Source organism: Burkholderia sp. Nafp2/4-1b, assembly GCF_003635165.1.
GTDB lineage: Bacteria > Pseudomonadota > Gammaproteobacteria > Burkholderiales > Burkholderiaceae > Burkholderia.
Genome location: NZ_ML058619.1, coordinates 92578 through 108364 on the forward strand (window position 1 = coordinate 92578; position 15787 = coordinate 108364).

Consider the following 15787-nt stretch of genomic DNA (forward strand, 5'->3'; position numbering starts at 1 on the left):
ATCGTGGCCACCGTCGTCTACGTTGAAATCGGCCCCGCGTGGAACCGCAACCGCGCATGCGCGTCCCGCGCCGCGATCGCCGCCGCCGCGCGCGGCTTCGAAAGCGACATCCTGGTGCTCGCCAACGGGCAGAGCGGCAGCGCGAAGGACGCGGCAGCGATCGCCGCACTGCAGATGCAGGGCGGCACGTCCGCGCAGTTGCTCGCCACCGGTCCCGACGAGGAAGCGGCGCTCCAGGCGCTGCTGCCTCTGTTGCAGTCGGCCTGACATCGCGTCACCCGATCCCACGGCCTCGTGCCGTTCACCCTGAATCATCAATCACGGAGGAAGCGATGAACGACAACGTCATGTCCAACACCCCCAACCTGTCGGCGTCCGCGCTTTGGGCGCTCGAGCGTCTCGCCGACGTGCGCTACGGCCGCGATGCGCCGGCGCTCGGCTGGTCGGTCGAACAGGAGCTCGTCGGCGCGGGCTTCGTCAGCCATGCCGCGCATGGCCGCTCCGGCGCGGCGATCACCGCGCACGGCCGCAGTTTTCTGAAGAGCCGGAAGTAGGAAAGCTGGCCGGCGCCGGCGCGGTGCCGCTTCGCGCGAAGCGGGCGCGCCGGCATGTCGACGTGTGCGATGAAGCGGACGGCCTGCGCGTGACGTTCGCAACGCGCCGCGCGGCGATTGCCGCGGTCTTTGCGTCGTTGCGCGGTCGGTGAACGATCAGCACCACGCTCTGGCGACGCTATCGTCAGACGATCGTTACCCCGTGCCGGCAGCGGCGGCGTCGATGGGCATCGGCGACGCTCATCGGGGCAATCTTCCTGCATCCGTCTGCATTCCCCAACGCAGGCGGGGAGTTTGCGACCGCGCAGCGCTTTCCGCGGTATCGTACGAGGCCTCAAGCGCGGCGCGCGGCGCCGCCTTCGCCCTCCTTCCTCATGGAACGCCCGATGACCTTCAGCGCCCTGCCGTCCGTCACGTCCCCGCCCGTCGTCGAAACACCCCGCCTGATTCTCGAAGGCCATCCGCTCGGCGACTTCGACGCGCTTGCCACGATGTGGTCCGAGCCGATCGTCGTCGCGCACATCCTGAATGGCAAGCCGTCCGCACCGCGCGATTCGTGGATGCGGCTGCTCGCGTATCGCGGGCTGTGGCCGCTGCTCGGCTACGGCTACTGGGCGATTCGCGAGAAGGCATCGGGCCGCTACGTCGGCGATCTCGGCTTCGCCGATTTCCATCGCGCGGTCGAACCGTCGATTCGCGGCATACCGGAAGCCGGCTGGGCGCTCGCGAGCTGGGCGCACGGCAACGGCTACGCGACCGAGGCGCTCGCGCATGCGCTCGACTGGCTCGATGCGCAGCAACGCTTCGAACGCAGCGTGTGCCTGATCGCGCCGACCAACGTCGCGTCGATCCGCGTCGCGGAGAAGGCCGGGTATGCCGATCCGGAGCGGATTCGCTTCAACGACGCTGATTCGCTGCTGTTCTCGCGCGCGTGCCGGTAGGTGGGCGCTGCGGAGGCAACGTTATTGCACTCGGGCCGCATCGGCCTGTGACGGCGATGGCGGCGACGACCTCGCGCTAACCGCACCCTCATCCGCAACCGGCATCGCGCCGGCCTGCCATCCGCCGCCGAGCGCCTTGTACAGCGCGACGAGATCGGTCGTCGTCTGCAACGCGCCCTGTACCGCCTGCTGCCGCCCCTCCGACCATTGCCGTTGCGCATCCAGCACGTCGAGGAACGGCGACAGCCCCTTCCGGTAACGATCGCGCGCGAGATCCAGCGCGCCCTGCTCGGCCTTCACCGCGTCGTCGAGCGCGGCGGCGCGCGCCTGGTCGGTGCGATACACGGCCAGCGCATTGTCGACGTCGCGCAGCGCGACCAGCACGGCCTGCCGGTACGCGAGCGCCGCTTCGGCCTGGCGCACCTGCGACAACTGCAGGTTCGACACCAGTTGCCCGCCCGAAAAGATCGGCAGCGACACGGCCGGCCCGAATGCATAGAACAGATGCGACCAGTGCGCGAGCTCACGCACGTGCGACGCACGCAACCCCACCTGCCCGGTCAGCGAGATGTCCGGATAGAACTGCGCGACCGCGACGCCGACGTCGGCGGTCGCCGCATGCAGCTCGGCTTCCGCGCGACGAATGTCGGGCCGCCGGCGTGCAAGCGTCGACGGCAGCCCGACCGGCACGGTGGGTGGCACGCCCGGCAACGCGTGCGGCGCGTCGAGCCAGTCGTCGAGCGCGCCCGGCGCACCGCCGACCAGATACGCGAGGCCGTTGCGCAGCAGCACGATCTGCTGGTCGAATTGCGGTAGCTGCGCGCGGATCTGCGCGAGCCGCGCGTCGGCGCTGCGCACGTCGAGGTCGCTTGCAAGGCCGTGCGCGGCCTGTTCGCGCGTGAGATCGAGCAGTTCGCGCTGCGCGCGTTGCAGGTCGTCGGCCAGCGCGCGTTGCGCTTCGGCGCCGCGCAGTTGCAGATAGGTCTGCGCGACTTCGGCTTCGAGCGACAGCAGCGCATCGTCGCGGCTCGCGATCGCGGCGCTCGCCTGCGCACCGGCCGCTTCGACCGAGCGGCGCACGCGCCCGAACAAGTCGAGCTCCCACGACGCGTCGAAGCCGCCTGCCACAGGTTGACCGGCGCTTCGAGCGCGTCGATCGCGCCGCGCGCGCCCTGTTGCACGCTCGCGCCCGTGCCCGGTCCGAAGCGATCGAGCGGCGAGCCCGGCGCGCCGAGCCGGTCGACGCGCTGGTCGAGACCCTGATCCTCGATGATGCCTTTCAGGCCGAGCTGCTCGCGCTGGTAGCTTGCGCTCGCACGCACGTTCGGCAAGCCCTGCGCGGCGGCCGCGCGCACTTGCGCACGCGCCTGCGCGATGCGCAGCACGGCGGCCTGCACGTCGAGGTTGTCGTGCGCGGCGCGCTCGACGAGCCGGTCGAGCAGCGGATCGCCGAATGCGCGCCACCAGCGCGGGTCGGGATCGGCGCTCGTCACTGGCGACGACGGTGACGATGGCGACGATTGCGCGCGGGCTGCAGGCGCCGACGCAGTCGAGGTATCCGGTGCAGCCGACGCAGTCGGTGCATTCGGTGCAGTCGGGACAGCCGGGGCAGTCGGTACAGCCGACGCAGCCGAGGCAGTCGATGCAGCCAATGCCGGCGACGCTGCGCCTGCAGCCCGCATGTCATGCCAGTTCGCCGGCACGTCAGCCTGCGGCGGCTTGAAATCCGGCCCGACGGTACAGCCGGCGGACAACGCGAGCACCGCGCACGCCCCGAGCATCGCAGCGATACCGCGCGCGCGCCTCCCATGCCCGCGCAATCCGTGCCGTCGACCTTTCGTCGCCATCGTCAATGCCCTCCCGCGCCGCGTGCGGCCTTGGCCGGCGAGAACAGGAACGTCAGCGGAATGCTGAACGCGCAGAACACCGCGAGGATCGCGAACACGTCGATATACGCGAGGATCGTCGCCTGCGAAATGAACGTCTCGTACAGCCGGCCGGTGGCCGTCTGCAGCGCTGCCGGCGGCGGCACGCCCGACAGCGCGCCGATCGTGCGCGCATTCTCGTGCAGCGCGTCCTGGAAGTTCTGCGACAGCGGCGACATGTGCGTGGACAGGTGTGCCATCCGCGCCTGCGTCCGCTCGCGGATCAGCGCGGTCGACACCGAGATACCGATCGAGCCCGCGACGTTGCGGAACATCGTGAACAGCGCCGACGCATCGTCGTTGAGCCGCTGCGGCACCGTCAGATACGCGAGCGTCGTGATCGGCACGAACATGAAGCCGATCGCGAGCGACTGCGCGCAGCGGATCATCACGAGGTGCTTGTAGTCGATGTCCGGCACCAGCGTGCGCGAATAGATGAGCGCAAGCGACAGCAGCACGAAGCCGAGCCCGACCAGATAGCGCGTCTGCACGTGCGGCATCATCCGGCTCACGAGCGGAATCTCCATCGTGATCAGCAGCGCGCCCGGCGACAGCACGAGACCGGCGAGCGTCGCCGTGTAGCCGAGATGCTGCTGCGCGAGCTGCGGCACGATCACCGCACTGCCGTACAGCACGGCCGCGAAGGTCGCGATCGTCACGCAGCCGAGCGCGAAGTTGCGATCGCGCAGGCACGACAGGTCGACCACCGGTTTCTTCACGCGCAGCAGCCACATCACCGCGCCGACCAGCCCGAGCGCCGACAGCACGGCGAAGACGCGGATGAAGTTCGAGCCGAACCAGTCCTCGTCCTCGCCGCGATCGAGCATCACCTGCAGGCAACCAAGCCCGATCGCGATCAACCCGATGCCGATGTAGTCGACCGAAATCCCGCGCTCCGCGCCGCGGCGCCACGGCGGGTCCTCGACCAGTTGCAGCACCGCGAGCACCGTGAGCGCGCCGATCGGCACGTTGAGCAGGAACACCCAGCGCCACGAGAAATGGTCGGTGATCCAGCCGCCGAGCGTCGGCCCGAGCACCGGCGCGACGACGATCGCGATCGCCGAGATCGAGAACGCGCGGTTGCGCTGCTCGGGCGGAAAGGTGTCGAGGATGATCGACTGCTGGTTAGGCTGCAGCCCGCCGCCGAACAGCCCTTGCAGCACGCGGAACACGATCAGCTCGCCGAGATTGGTCGCGACGCCGCACAGGAACGAACACACGGTGAACGCGGCGATGCACAGCACGAAGTAACGCTTGCGGCCGAGCAGGCGCCCGAAGAAGCCGGAGATCGGCAGCACGATGCCGTTCGCGACGAGGTACGACGTGAGCGTCCAGGTCGCCTCGTCGTAGCTCGCGGACATCGTGCCCGCGATATGCGGCAGCGCGACGTTGACGATCGTCGTGTCGAGCACCTCCATGAACGCGGCGAGCGTGACGACGATCGCGACGACCCACGGGTTCGCCGCCGGCCGCCACGTGCCGCCGGACGAGCGCGACTGCGCGGGCGGCCGGTTCATCGGCGGCCCTTGCGCGACGTAGCGGGCATGCGGATGTCGGGCATCTGGATCGCTCCGGTGAAAGCGGGCCGCCGCGCGGCGGCCGGTGGTTTATTTCAGATGCACGGTCGGTACGGCCGACAAACCGAGACCGAGCGGCGGATGGTTCGGCAGCGGGCCGTCGAGCATGATCTTCACGGGCACGCGCTGCACGATCTTCACGAAGTTGCCGGTCGCGTTCTCGGTCGGAAACGCGGAGAAGCGCGCGCCGCTGCCGAGCTGGATGCTGTCGACATGGCCGTGCAGGTCGAGATCGGGATACGCATCGACCGACACGTCGACGCGATCGCCGATCCGCATCCGTTCGAGTTGCGACTCCTTGAAGTTCGCGGTGATCCACACGCGCGGCGTGACGACCGAGAAGATCGAGGCGCCCGCCTGCAGGTAGGAGCCGAGCTGCACGTTGCGTCGCGTGACCCAACCGTCGGATGGGGCGAGCAATTCGCAGTACGACAGGTTGAGATCGGCGGTATCGAGCTGCGCCTGCGCCTGCAGCACCTGCTGGCGGCGCTCCTCGACGGCCGTTTCGGCCTGGCGGATCTGCTGCGGCACGAGGCTCGCGGTGCGCGCCTGCGCCTGGGCCATCGCGACGTTCGCATCGGCGCTCGCGCGCTGCGCATCGGCCGCGTCGATCGCCTGCTGCGACGTCGCGCGCGCATCGACCGCGCGCTGCCGCGCCTGCGCGGCGAGCGCCTGCCGGTACGCGGCTTCCGCCGATTCGATCTGCGCGCGCGCCTGCCGGTACTGCGCCGGATACTGCACGCGCGCGATGTCGAGCTGCACGCGCGACGCATCGAGCTGCGCCTGCGCGAGGCCGAGTTGCGCGCGCGCCGCGTCGACCTGCGCGCGGTAGTCGCGCGGATCGATCTCGACCAGCACGTCGCCGCGGTGCACGAACGTGTTGTCGTCGACCGCGAGCCGTGTCACGTAACCGGACACGTGCGGCGCGACGGCCACCGCGTTGCCGTCGGTATACGCGTCGTCGGTGCTTTCCTGGTTGCGCGTCATGAGCCACCACACGAGCCCGGCGATCACCAGCACGAACAGCACCGCGCCGAGGATGATCAGCGGTTTCTTGCCTGGCCGCTTGCGCCCGCCTTCGCCGTTGTCGCCGTCGCCATCGCCGCCGGTGCGGCCGCCGCGATCGTCGCGCGGGTGGCCGTCGCCTCCGCCGCCGCCCGGCGCGTCGGTATCGCGGTCGTCATGGCCGCGTGGTCCGGTGCTGCCGCCGGTGCCGCGCTCGGCGCCGCCGTCGCCGGCGCGCGCACGGATCGCGGGCTGAGCAAAGCCGCTCGCCGCTCCGACGGCAGGCCATGCAGGTTCCGCGTACGGCGCGAAGCTGACGAAGCCTGCCGGGCGTGCCCGCGTGTCGCGTTGCCCGGGCGTGAGCGCGCGTCGGAGCACGACGTGCAGGCGCTCACGCTGGGACAACGGGAACAGGGTCGCATCGGGCATCAAGGATCGCTCCAGGCAGGGGCCGCGTGCGCGATTGCACGCGCCGGCCTCAGCCGCTCGAGCAAGCAAACGGCGCACCCGGCGGGCGCGTCGTAGCATGAAGCGCCTGCCGATGGCGGCGGCACGCGCGATGCGTTGTGGATGCGCTCCGCCCATCACGACATGGACACGTGCCCGACGACACGCTCGACTTCACTCGACACCGATTCGCAAGGATGCCCGCGATCCGCGGCAGAAATGACAACGCGTTGAAAAATCGCGGGCGAACGCGTCGGCTGCGGCATGACCGATGCGCGGCCGCGCTGCGTCGGCCCATGCACGCGGCCGACGACCCGCCGCGCGTCGCGCGATCCGCGTGGCGCAGCCGTATCGCCCCGGCGCCATCACTATGGGCGCGCCCCGTGCTCACCCGCCGTCGCAGTTGGCGTCCACTTCTTCAACGGAGGTTTCATGTTCAACCACAACACACGGCTTCAGTACACGGTACGCGTCGCCGCGCCGAACCCCGGCCTCGCGAACCTGCTGCTCGAGCAGTTCGGCGGCCCGCAGGGCGAGCTCGCCGCCGCGATGCGCTATTTCACGCAGGCGATCACCGAAGAGGATCCCGGCCGCAAGGACATGCTGCTCGACATCGCGACCGAGGAACTGAGCCACCTCGAAGTGATCGGCTCGATGGCCGCGATGCTGAACCGCGGCGCGAAGGGCGAACTGGCCGAAGCGGTCGACGAACAGGCCGAGCTGTACCGCAAGCTGCACGGCGCGGGCAACGACAGCCACGTCACGCAGGTGCTGTACGGCGCCGGTGCGCCGCTCACGAATTCGGGCGGCGTGCCGTGGTCGGCCGCGTATATCGACACGATCGGCGAACCGACGGCCGACCTGCGCTCGAACATCGCCGCCGAAGCGCGCGCGAAAATCATCTACGAGCGGTTGATCAACGTGTCCGACGATCCGGGCGTGCGCGACGCGCTGGGCTTCCTGATGACGCGCGAGGTATCGCACCAGATGTCGTTCGAGAAGGCGCTGTACGCGATCACCGCGAACTTCCCGCCGGGCAAGCTGCCGCCGCTCGAGCCGTACGATCGCGTGTATTTCCGGATGCAGGAAGGCGAACCGATGCCCGGCCCGTGGAATCGCGGCGATTCGCTGTCGCTGCGGCGCGGCGAGCCGGCGGTCGACGGCGGCGACGGCGCCGCGAAGGGCGCGGTCGAGCCGCAGCAATCGCAGGCGCTCGAAGCGATGACGCGGCGCCTCGCGTCCGATCCGCAATGCGATCCGGTCACGGGTGCCGAGCTGGGCGCAGGCGCGCCGCGCGACAGTACCGCCCGCGCGCCGGGCACCGCGCCGCCCGCGAAGCCCTGAGCGCCACCGCACCGGCCGCCGCGCGGCGCGCACCGAATGCGCCGGGTGCGCCGCGGCTCGCCGAAGGGCCGGCACCGGTGCCGGCGCAGCCCGACAAAGCTGCCGATGCGGCAGCGCGCATGGCTGCGCGGCGCGGTGTCCGGGCGGCCGGCCGGCTACGGCCCGCGCGGGCACACCGGTTGCTGCATGTCGTCATGGACCTCCCTCTTCTCCGCCGCTCACCGGGCATGACACTCCCCGACCCGTCCGACTTCCCCGTGCGCGCAGTACCGCTGGCGCCGCTGGCCAAGGAACGCGCGACGATCGTCTGCCATCGGAACAATCGCGTGCTGCTGGTTGCACGCCGCCCGTCGGCGCGCTGGACGCTGCCCGGCGGCGTGATCCGGCGCGGCGAGTCGGCGCTCGACGCCGCGCATCGCGAACTGCAGGAGGAAACCGGGCTCGTCGATCTCGAGCTCGCGTATTTCTTCTACGTGGACGGCAGCGTGAAGCGTCATCACGTGTTCGTCGCGATGCTGCCGCCCGGCCGGCAGGCGTGCCCGGGCCGCGAGATCGCGCTGTGCCGCTGGGTCCATCTCGACGCGGTACCGCGCTGGCCGGCGAGCGCGCCGACGCAGCGCATCGTGCAGACGATCGCGAGCCTGATCCGCGCGCAGGACACGCCCGCGGCCGATAGCGTCACGCGTCCGTCGGCTTCCCGCTGAGCGTCGTGATCCGCTTCTCCGGTTCACGTGCAAGGCCCTGGGCAAACACCTTCAACCCTTCGAGCAGCGGCGTCAGCGCATCCCACAGCGCTTCGTCGTGCAGCAACCGGTACACGCCGCGCACGCCGGGCGCGGCGTGCTCGTGCTCGGACGGCTGCCACGCGCCGACGTGACGCAACGCGTCGGCGGCCGCGAACATCGTCTTGCCGAACTGCTCGGGCGGGATGCTCGACAGCGCCATCACGAGCATCGCGAGGTTCTGCACGCCGGTTTGCGTGCCGGGTTTGTCGAGCGCACCGACCAGCACCTCCGCGATGCGGGCGTTCGCGCTCACCACATCGTTCGCGAAGCGCAGGAAGCCGTGCCGGTGCAGGCTGCCGAGCAGGCGTTCGAGCGCGTCGTGCGCATCGGGCTCCGTCTGGGGAGGCGTCACATCATGGGGCAGGCGTTCGGCCATCAGCTTTTCTCCGGATGGGGCGCCGCGTCGGGCGGCGCAACGTAGTCGGGCCGCGACCATTTGGCCGCGCCGTCGCGTGGCGCAGCCGCGCGCGGCCGCACCGCCGCGCGGCCGCGTCCGTCGCGCCTCGTCAGTGCATCGCGCCGCCGGGCGGCGCCTTGTATTCGCTGCGGGCGCCCATCGCGTCCTCGACGGTCTGTACGCCGTGCAACGCGGCCACGCCATCGACGACGGCATGCCGTTCCGCTTCGTCGACCTGCCCGCTCAAGCGCACGTGCCCATGCTCGACGCTCACTTCGACGTCGCGCGGACGAGCGACCAGGTGGCCCAGCGCGGACCGGACGCGTTCGGTGACCTGCTCGTCGTCCGCGTCGCCGGCGAGCCAGTCGGCACGCAGCCCCGCGATCTTGCCGCGCGCGTGGTCGGCCGCACGCTTGGCCTGCGTGGTCGCGTAGTCCACCACGCCATGCTGGCCGGCGACGGCCTTGTCGCGCACATACGCGCGGCGCCGCTTGCCCGACGCCGGATCGAGGAAATACATCGCCGCCGCGCCGCACGCGATGGCCACCGCCAGATTCAACAGCGGGTTGTTCGAACGAGTTCTGGAAGTCATGTCAGCACCGTAGTCGATACCCGGAACCGCCGGGCTTCGTCATGATGGACAGCATGTGCCGTTCCCCGTCCGCGCGATCCGGCGGCCGCGGCACGCGGCGCGGCGCTGCGGACGGCGGGCTGACTGCCTCGTCCGCAACGGCGCGACCGAAATGACAAGCGCTTGAAAAATCCGCGATTCGCGCGCGGCGCACGGCGCGGATGAAAGGGGGCACCACGTGCGTCATGGGCGCGGCCGGTCGCGAATGAATCGCTCGGGGTTCGGCCAGCGTGCGCTCAAGGCTGAACGACGGCGGACGGCACGCGCATCGGTCGCGAGCCATGTTCCGCCGGATCGGCCCGTCGGCCCGCGCAGCCACCGGCAACCGGCCCGTGATCCGCCGGCCGCCCACGCCCCTGCCAGCCCGGCCGGCCATGCCGCCGCGCTCACTGCGGCGCGTGCGTATCCTCGTCGTCGGGAAAAAAGCGGCTGACCGTTAGTTGCGCAATGCCGTCGAGGTCGGGGAAGATCGTGCCGACGCTCACGCCAACGCCGGCCAGTTCGCGGCGAATCGCGCCAAAGCGCGCGCCGGGCACGACGATGCGCGTGAGTCGCCCGGCCAGGTCGGGGTCCTCGTCGAGCGGCGTGAAACGCCGCGCGCCGGTGTCGTAGCGATGGATCGTGAACCAGCCGTCCTGCGCGGTGATCCGCGGCATCACGTGACGCGGACGAAACACCTTGGTGCGCGTCACCTCCAGCGGCGCGCGCCGCTCGGCCGCGGTCGCGATGTCGTCGGCGTCGTGCGACAGGCACCACACCACGCCGTCGTCGCCGGTGCCGTTCGCGTTCCTGACCGCGAACCACAGCGCAGCCAGCGCATTGCCGGACCAGTCGAGCAGCCGCGTGTGCATCCCGTGCTGCTGCGCGAGCGCGAGCCAGTCGCACGGATCGAGGTTCGGCGCCGGGTCGAGATGCGGCAGCGCGCGCCGCGTGAACTCGTCGAGCATCCGCGCTTCCACGTCGGGCGATGCGCATTGCCGCGCGATGCTCGGCACGAGCGGCCAGCCGACGTTGCATTGCCCGCGAAACAGCCGCAACGCGGCCGCGCGCTGCCCCGCGCCGATCGCGCGCATGTAATCGGCGACGCTGTCGATCGACTCGGCCGTCACGCCGCGTTCACGTTTCATTGTTCCTCCTCCTTCCCGACACGACACCCATCCAGAACGACACCGAGCAGCAAGCTGCGATACCGCATCGGCACGCGGCGGCGATCGGTAACCGATCAGTAATCGATCAGTAACCGGCAATCGCCGCCGCACGATGAGCGGGTCCGGCTCAGGGCGTCGCGCCGTGCTCCTTCTGCCAGCGCTCCATCAGCGCGATCTCGTCGCGCTGCGCGGCGATGATCCGGGTCGCGAGCTGCCGCAGCGTCGGGTCCTTGCCGTACTTCATCTCGACCTGCGCCATGTCGATCGCGCCCTGGTGATGCGGCGCCATGTGCGACACGAAATCGCGATCGGCGTCGCCGGTGTAAGGCGCGCTTTCCATCGCATCCATCATCCGGCGATCGGCGCGCTTGTACGCTTGCGTCGACGTGTCGGGCACGGTTGCGTGATCGGGCGGGCGCAACTGCGCCCACACTGGCGACGAGACGGCGGCGGTACTCAGCAATGCGCATGCGGCGCAATACCGGGCCGCGCGCGCCGTGCGGCGGTTGAAAACAGGCATGTCGTCACTCCTCGAGGTTGATTGGCAGGTGCGCGGCGCACGCGACGCAACGAGCGCCGCTCAGCGCCACCGTGCGCGCGCATGCGCTTCGCCGCGCGCAACCAGCGCGCGGATGCGATCGGCGGTGCGGCACGCAATCGCCTGGATCGTCAGCGACGGGTTCACGCCGCCGACGGTCGGAAACACCGAGCCGTCGCAGACCCACAAATTCGGGATGTCCCAGCTGCGACAGTCCGCATCGACGACGCTCGTCGCCGGATCGTCGCCCATCCGCGCGGTGCCCGCGAGATGACACGTGTCGTCTTCCTCGTGCCACAGGTCGCGCGCGCCGGCGGCTGCGAGCGAGCGGTCCATCTGCGCGAACGCATGACGCATCATCCGGCGGTCGTTGTCGTCGTACGAATAGGTGACGCGCGCGACCGGCAGCCCGAACGCGTCGCGCTCGTCGGCGAGCGTCACGCGGTTCTCCGCGCGCGGCAGCGTCTCACCGACGATCTTCAAGCCGGCCTGGAAGTTGTAACGCGCCATCTCGCGCTTCAGCGCGTCGCCCCACAGCCCGCGCCCGGCCAGCTTCCGCGCCCATTCGATCGGCAGCGGCCCCTGGCTCATCCAGCAGTAGCCGCCGAAGAAATCCTTGCCTTCGTCCGCGTAGTTCCAGTGCTCGGTGATCGACAGCGACGGCGGCCCCTTGTACCAGCGCACCTCATCGTCCATCGTCCCCCACGACGCCTGGTTCAGCTGCGCCATCATGTAGCGGCCGACGAGGCCGGAGTTGTTCGCGAGCCCCTGCGGATGGCGTCCGGTCGCGGACAGCAGCAGCAGGCGCGGCGTCTCGATCGCATAGCCGGCCATCACGACATTGCGTGCGCGCTGGAAATGCGTGCGGCCGTCGCGCAGGTAGTGCACGCCCGTCACGCGATCGCCGTCGGCCTCGATCCGCAGCGCCATCGCGAGATCGCGCACCTCGGCGCCGGCCGCGACCGCGCGCGGGATCCACGTGACGAGCGCGCTCTGCTTCGCGTTGGTCGCACAGCCGGTGATGCAGAAGCCGCGATACACGCACGGATGCGCGCGACCGCGCGGCGCGGACAGCGTCGCGAGCGGCGTCGGCGTCCAGTCGATGCCCATCGCCTCGGCGCCGCGGGCGAGCACGAGCGCGGCCGCGTTCAGTTCATGCGCGCGATACGGATAGCGCGGGCGCGGCGGGCCCCACGGGTAGTTCACCGGCCCGCTGATCTTCAGCGCCTGCTCGACCTCGCGGTAGTAGCGCCACATCTCGCGCCAGTCGAGCGGCCAGTCGACGCCGTAGCCGAGCACGCTGCGCGAGCGGAACCACTCGGGCCGGAAGCGCAGCGACACCATCGCGAAGTGCACGGTGCTGCCGCCGATCGCGCGGCCGCTGTTGTTGGTGCCGAGCGTCAGCGGGTTGTCGCCGTCGCAGATACGTTCGTCGGTCCAGAACAGCTTGCGCTGGTGCGCTTCGTCGGACGCGAATTCCTCGAGCGGGCGCCACCACGCACCCGCATCGAGCGCGACGACCGAGAAACCATGCTCGGCAAGCCGGCACGCGAGCGTGCCGCCTCCCGCGCCGGTGCCGACGATCACGAAGTCGACGGGTTCGTCGTCGCGGAACATCCGCATCGGCGACCAGCCGCCGACGCGCAGCGGATCGGGCGCACGGCCGTCGCGGCCGCGCGGCGTGTCGGCGGACAACGCGTCAGCGGCCATCGCGCTCGCCCTCCCCGTCCAACTTCGCTTCCCACGGGTCGCGCCGGTTGAAATCCATCCGCACGTAGCCGCGCGGGCTCGCCGGCCCGCCGAAGCCGATCTCGTTCCACGCGAACGGGTGGCTGTAGTACGCACCGCAAAGGTCCATCAGCACGCGCTTCGCGAAGAACATGCGCGGATCCATGCCGGCCCACGCGGCTTCGACTTCGCGGTCGATCCTGCCGTGCTGGACGCCCTGCAGCAGCGCATCGGCGTCCTTGCCGTCGAGCGACGCGAACGGGCGAGCGTGCGCGTGGCGCGCCATCGCGTCGAGCGCGGCGAGGCCCGTGTGCCACGCGGCACGCAGCGGCGGCAGCCGCGCGTCGCGAAAACCGTCGCCTTCGTCGGTCGCGAGCCGTGCGTCGATCAGCGCGGCGGTGGGCACCGTACCGACGCCGCCCTTCTGCTGCGGGACGATGCGTTCGCACAACGCGCCGAGCGTCGCGTACTGCTCGGCATTGAAATGGCGAGGAGCTGTCGCGGCGACGCGCAGCCGCGCGTCGATCGCGCGGCGGGTCGCGTCGTTCCACGATGGCGTGTCGCGCTTCGCGAGCACGTCGTAGCTGGAATAGCTCGGCAGCGCGACCGGCTTGTCGTTCGCTGGCTTCATCGTGCCTCCCGTTCGGCGAGCGCGGTCGCAGCGAGGCCCGCGATCGCGAGTGCGGTGAAGCTCGGCGGCGCCGGCAGCGGCGGCCCCGACAGCACGTTCTGCGACCAGTTGCGCCAGCCGCCCATCTGCCGCGCAACGCCGCGCGCATGGAACGCGACGCCGACGAAGCCGAGCACGGCCGTCGCGCGCATCCACCAGCGGCTGAAGCGCCGGTCGCCGCACGGGCGGGACATCGCGATCTGAGCGGCACTCAGTGCGGCAATCGGCGGCACGATGAGCGGCACGAACATCGCCCGATGCTGGAATGCGCCGCGAAAATGCAGCAACCCGACTTCGCCGAGCGTGCCGACGAGCCCTGCCGCGACCAGCCCGGCCAGCGCGCGGCCGGCCGGCAGGCCCGCCAGGCGCGGTGCGTCGGCCGGACGCGCGCGCAGCCGCTCGCCCGTTGCGCCGAGCAGCCCCGACAGCAGCAGCGCCAACGGCGCGCCGAGCGGCGCCCCGTAGAACAGGTTGTGCCAGCTGAAACCGCTCGGGCGCTTCGTCACGTTGTACAAGTGGAATGCGGATCCGGTGAGGCCCACCGCGGCCGACGCCACGTGCACCGCGTCGCGCAAGCGGTGGCGTTCCGGCGTGTCGTCCGCGTGGCCGTGCACGCTCGCGAGCACCGACAGCGTCGACGCCGCCAGCGGCGCGACCATCGCGCGATTGTGGAACGTGCCGCGATAGTGCTCGATGCCGCTGTCGGCGAGCACCGACCCGGCGAGCAGCAGCGCGCTGCGGTTCAGCAGCCGCGCGGCATCGGTCATCAACCTGTCGTGCTCGTCCGCGCGGTGTCGGGCGTGTCGCATCGGTTCTCCTTGCTGGCGAGGGTTGTCCGTGGCGCCGGAATTTCCCGGCAGCGTTCAGATCGCGAATTCCTCGACATCGGCCGTGCGCAGCTCGAGGCCGAGCCCCGGGCGCGTTGCGTCGATTTCAAGCGCACCGTCGACGAGCGTGGGTGCGCCGTCGAACATCATTCGTTCGATCCGCACGTGATCGTGGAACCATTCGACGTGGCGCATCCGCGGCGCGACGCAGCCGACGTGCCGGTGCAGCGCCGGCGCGCAATGCGCGGACAGGTCGACGTGATGCGCGTCGGCGAGCGTGGCCGCCGCGAGGAAACCGCTGACGCCGCCGCAGCGCGTCGCGTCGGCCTGCAGCACGTCGACCGCGCCGCCTTCGAGCAGGCGCCGGAAATCGTCGGGCGTATACGCGTATTCGCCGGCCGCGACATCGACCCGCGCACCGACGTGCTCGCGCACGAACCGCAAACCGGCGACGTCGTCGCTGCTGACCGGTTCCTCGAACCAGCGGATCGCGCAGTCGCGCACCGCGTCGGACAACGCGAGCGCGGTGCGCGGCGCATACGCGCCATTCGCGTCGACGAACAGGTCGACGTCGGGGCCGAGCGCGTCGCGCGCGACGCGCACGCGCGACGGATCGCGCGCATCCTGCACGCCGATCTTGATCTTGCACGCGCGGATCCGTTCGCCGCGCCAGCCATCGAGCTGCGCGGCGAGCGTCGCGTCGTCGTAGGTCGTGAAGCCGCCGCTGCCGTACACGGGCACGCGTTCGCGCACGCGGCCGAGCAGGAGCGCGAGCGGCACCTCCGCGAGCTTCGCCTTCGCGTCCCACAGCGCGGCGTCGAGGGCGGAGATCGCGGTGGCCGCGATGCCGGCGCGCCCGACGTTGCGCACCGCGCGCCACAGCGTGTCGACGGCGGCCGGGATGTCGACGAGCGGCCGATTGCGCAGCACGTCGGCCAGCATCGACGCGACGAGCGACGCGGCACTCGCGTCGGTGTACGTGTAGCCAAGGCCCGTCACAGGCCCCGCATCGATCTCGACGACAACGATCGTCGTCGCATGCCATGCGTACGTGCCGTCGGCTTCGGGCCGGTCGGTCGGCACGCGGTACGCGCGGGCGCGCACGTCGTCGATCGCCGGTGCGTCGGAAAGTGCCATCGTCGCGCTCCGGATTGCTTGCTATCTGTTTGCAACGCCGGCATGCAACACCCGTGCCCGCCGCGGGCGCTCCGCGCCGGACGGCACGCGACTTGCGCGCCGCCCGTCAGCGTCGCGCACGGCGAACGGCCTC

General features: G+C 70.7%; 16 protein-coding genes and 1 pseudogene. 5 read left to right on the forward strand and 12 right to left on the reverse strand.

The window, feature by feature from the left end; translation table 11 throughout:
• Positions 1 to 3: 3 nt before the first annotated feature.
• From C7H84_RS27100 to C7H84_RS27110, 3 genes are all read left to right on the forward strand, one after another.
• Entirely contained in the window at positions 4 to 267 is a 264-nt protein-coding gene (locus C7H84_RS27100; protein ID WP_121861658.1) for an HPr family phosphocarrier protein, read from the forward strand.
• 65 nt (positions 268 to 332) lie between these two features.
• On the forward strand, positions 333 to 554 hold the full coding sequence (locus C7H84_RS27105) for a hypothetical protein (RefSeq protein WP_121861659.1): 222 nt from the start codon (positions 333 to 335) through the stop codon (positions 552 to 554).
• A gap of 386 nt (positions 555 to 940) precedes the next feature.
• Positions 941 to 1495 carry a GNAT family N-acetyltransferase gene (locus tag C7H84_RS27110; RefSeq protein WP_240462108.1) on the forward strand — a complete coding sequence of 185 codons (555 nt, stop codon included), beginning with the start codon at positions 941 to 943 and terminating at the stop codon, positions 1493 to 1495.
• 21 nt (positions 1496 to 1516) lie between these two features.
• Here the strand turns inward: C7H84_RS27110 and C7H84_RS27115 are convergent, their stop codons facing one another.
• The 4 genes and pseudogenes from C7H84_RS27115 to C7H84_RS27125 all read right to left on the reverse strand — a co-directional run bounded on the left by C7H84_RS27115 (position 1517) and on the right by C7H84_RS27125 (position 6431).
• Positions 1517 to 2959: an efflux transporter outer membrane subunit gene (locus C7H84_RS27115; protein WP_240462109.1), complete on the reverse strand. Its 1443-nt coding sequence runs from the start codon at positions 2957 to 2959 to the stop codon at positions 1517 to 1519.
• Positions 2842 to 3342: pseudogene (locus tag C7H84_RS37595) on the reverse strand (RND transporter); the annotation flags it as partial. The gene C7H84_RS27115 and the pseudogene C7H84_RS37595, both read right to left, overlap by 118 nt.
• A gap of 2 nt (positions 3343 to 3344) precedes the next feature.
• Positions 3345 to 4937 carry a DHA2 family efflux MFS transporter permease subunit gene (locus C7H84_RS27120; protein ID WP_121861661.1) on the reverse strand — a complete coding sequence of 531 codons (1593 nt, stop codon included), beginning with the start codon at positions 4935 to 4937 and terminating at the stop codon, positions 3345 to 3347.
• A gap of 90 nt (positions 4938 to 5027) precedes the next feature.
• The gene (locus C7H84_RS27125) at positions 5028 to 6431 is read right to left on the reverse strand and encodes an HlyD family secretion protein (protein ID WP_121861662.1); all 1404 of its coding nucleotides are present in this window, start codon (positions 6429 to 6431) and stop codon (positions 5028 to 5030) included.
• Between the two features lie 450 nt (positions 6432 to 6881).
• Here C7H84_RS27125 and C7H84_RS27130 point away from each other — a divergent pair, with 450 nt between their 5' ends.
• Together C7H84_RS27130 and C7H84_RS27135 are read left to right on the forward strand one after the other, a co-directional pair.
• Positions 6882 to 7793 (forward strand): manganese catalase family protein, encoded by a 912-nt coding sequence (locus tag C7H84_RS27130; RefSeq protein ID WP_121861663.1) that lies wholly within the window; start codon positions 6882 to 6884, stop codon positions 7791 to 7793.
• Positions 7794 to 8020: 227 nt separating this feature from the next.
• Positions 8021 to 8497, forward strand: a complete 477-nt coding sequence (locus C7H84_RS27135) for an NUDIX hydrolase (protein ID WP_121861664.1) — start codon at positions 8021 to 8023, stop codon at positions 8495 to 8497.
• On the opposite strand, the gene C7H84_RS27140 is transcribed toward C7H84_RS27135, so the two are convergent.
• From C7H84_RS27140 to C7H84_RS27175, 8 genes are all read right to left on the reverse strand, one after another.
• Complete coding sequence (locus tag C7H84_RS27140; RefSeq protein ID WP_121861665.1) at positions 8472 to 8954, reverse strand: DUF1641 domain-containing protein; 483 nt, start codon at positions 8952 to 8954, stop codon at positions 8472 to 8474. The two genes, C7H84_RS27135 and C7H84_RS27140, sit on opposite strands and share 26 nt — an antisense overlap.
• Positions 8955 to 9084: 130 nt before the next feature.
• A complete protein-coding gene (locus C7H84_RS27145) occupies positions 9085 to 9567 on the reverse strand; it encodes a BON domain-containing protein (protein ID WP_121861666.1) in 483 nt (160 codons plus the stop codon).
• A gap of 425 nt (positions 9568 to 9992) precedes the next feature.
• Complete coding sequence (locus tag C7H84_RS27150) at positions 9993 to 10733, reverse strand: FRG domain-containing protein (RefSeq protein WP_121861667.1); 741 nt, start codon at positions 10731 to 10733, stop codon at positions 9993 to 9995.
• Positions 10734 to 10881: 148 nt separating this feature from the next.
• The gene (locus C7H84_RS27155) at positions 10882 to 11274 is read right to left on the reverse strand and encodes a DUF305 domain-containing protein (RefSeq protein WP_121861668.1); all 393 of its coding nucleotides are present in this window, start codon (positions 11272 to 11274) and stop codon (positions 10882 to 10884) included.
• 60 nt (positions 11275 to 11334) lie between these two features.
• Positions 11335 to 13002 (reverse strand): GMC family oxidoreductase, encoded by a 1668-nt coding sequence (locus tag C7H84_RS27160; protein WP_121861669.1) that lies wholly within the window; start codon positions 13000 to 13002, stop codon positions 11335 to 11337.
• Complete coding sequence (locus C7H84_RS27165) at positions 12992 to 13651, reverse strand: gluconate 2-dehydrogenase subunit 3 family protein (RefSeq protein ID WP_121861670.1); 660 nt, start codon at positions 13649 to 13651, stop codon at positions 12992 to 12994. Before C7H84_RS27165 ends, C7H84_RS27160 begins: the two co-directional genes overlap by 11 nt.
• Entirely contained in the window at positions 13648 to 14499 is an 852-nt protein-coding gene (locus C7H84_RS27170; protein WP_121861671.1) for a hypothetical protein, read from the reverse strand. Before C7H84_RS27170 ends, C7H84_RS27165 begins: the two co-directional genes overlap by 4 nt.
• A gap of 54 nt (positions 14500 to 14553) precedes the next feature.
• Positions 14554 to 15654: an enolase C-terminal domain-like protein gene (locus C7H84_RS27175; protein WP_121861672.1), complete on the reverse strand. Its 1101-nt coding sequence runs from the start codon at positions 15652 to 15654 to the stop codon at positions 14554 to 14556.
• Positions 15655 to 15787 lie beyond the last annotated feature (133 nt).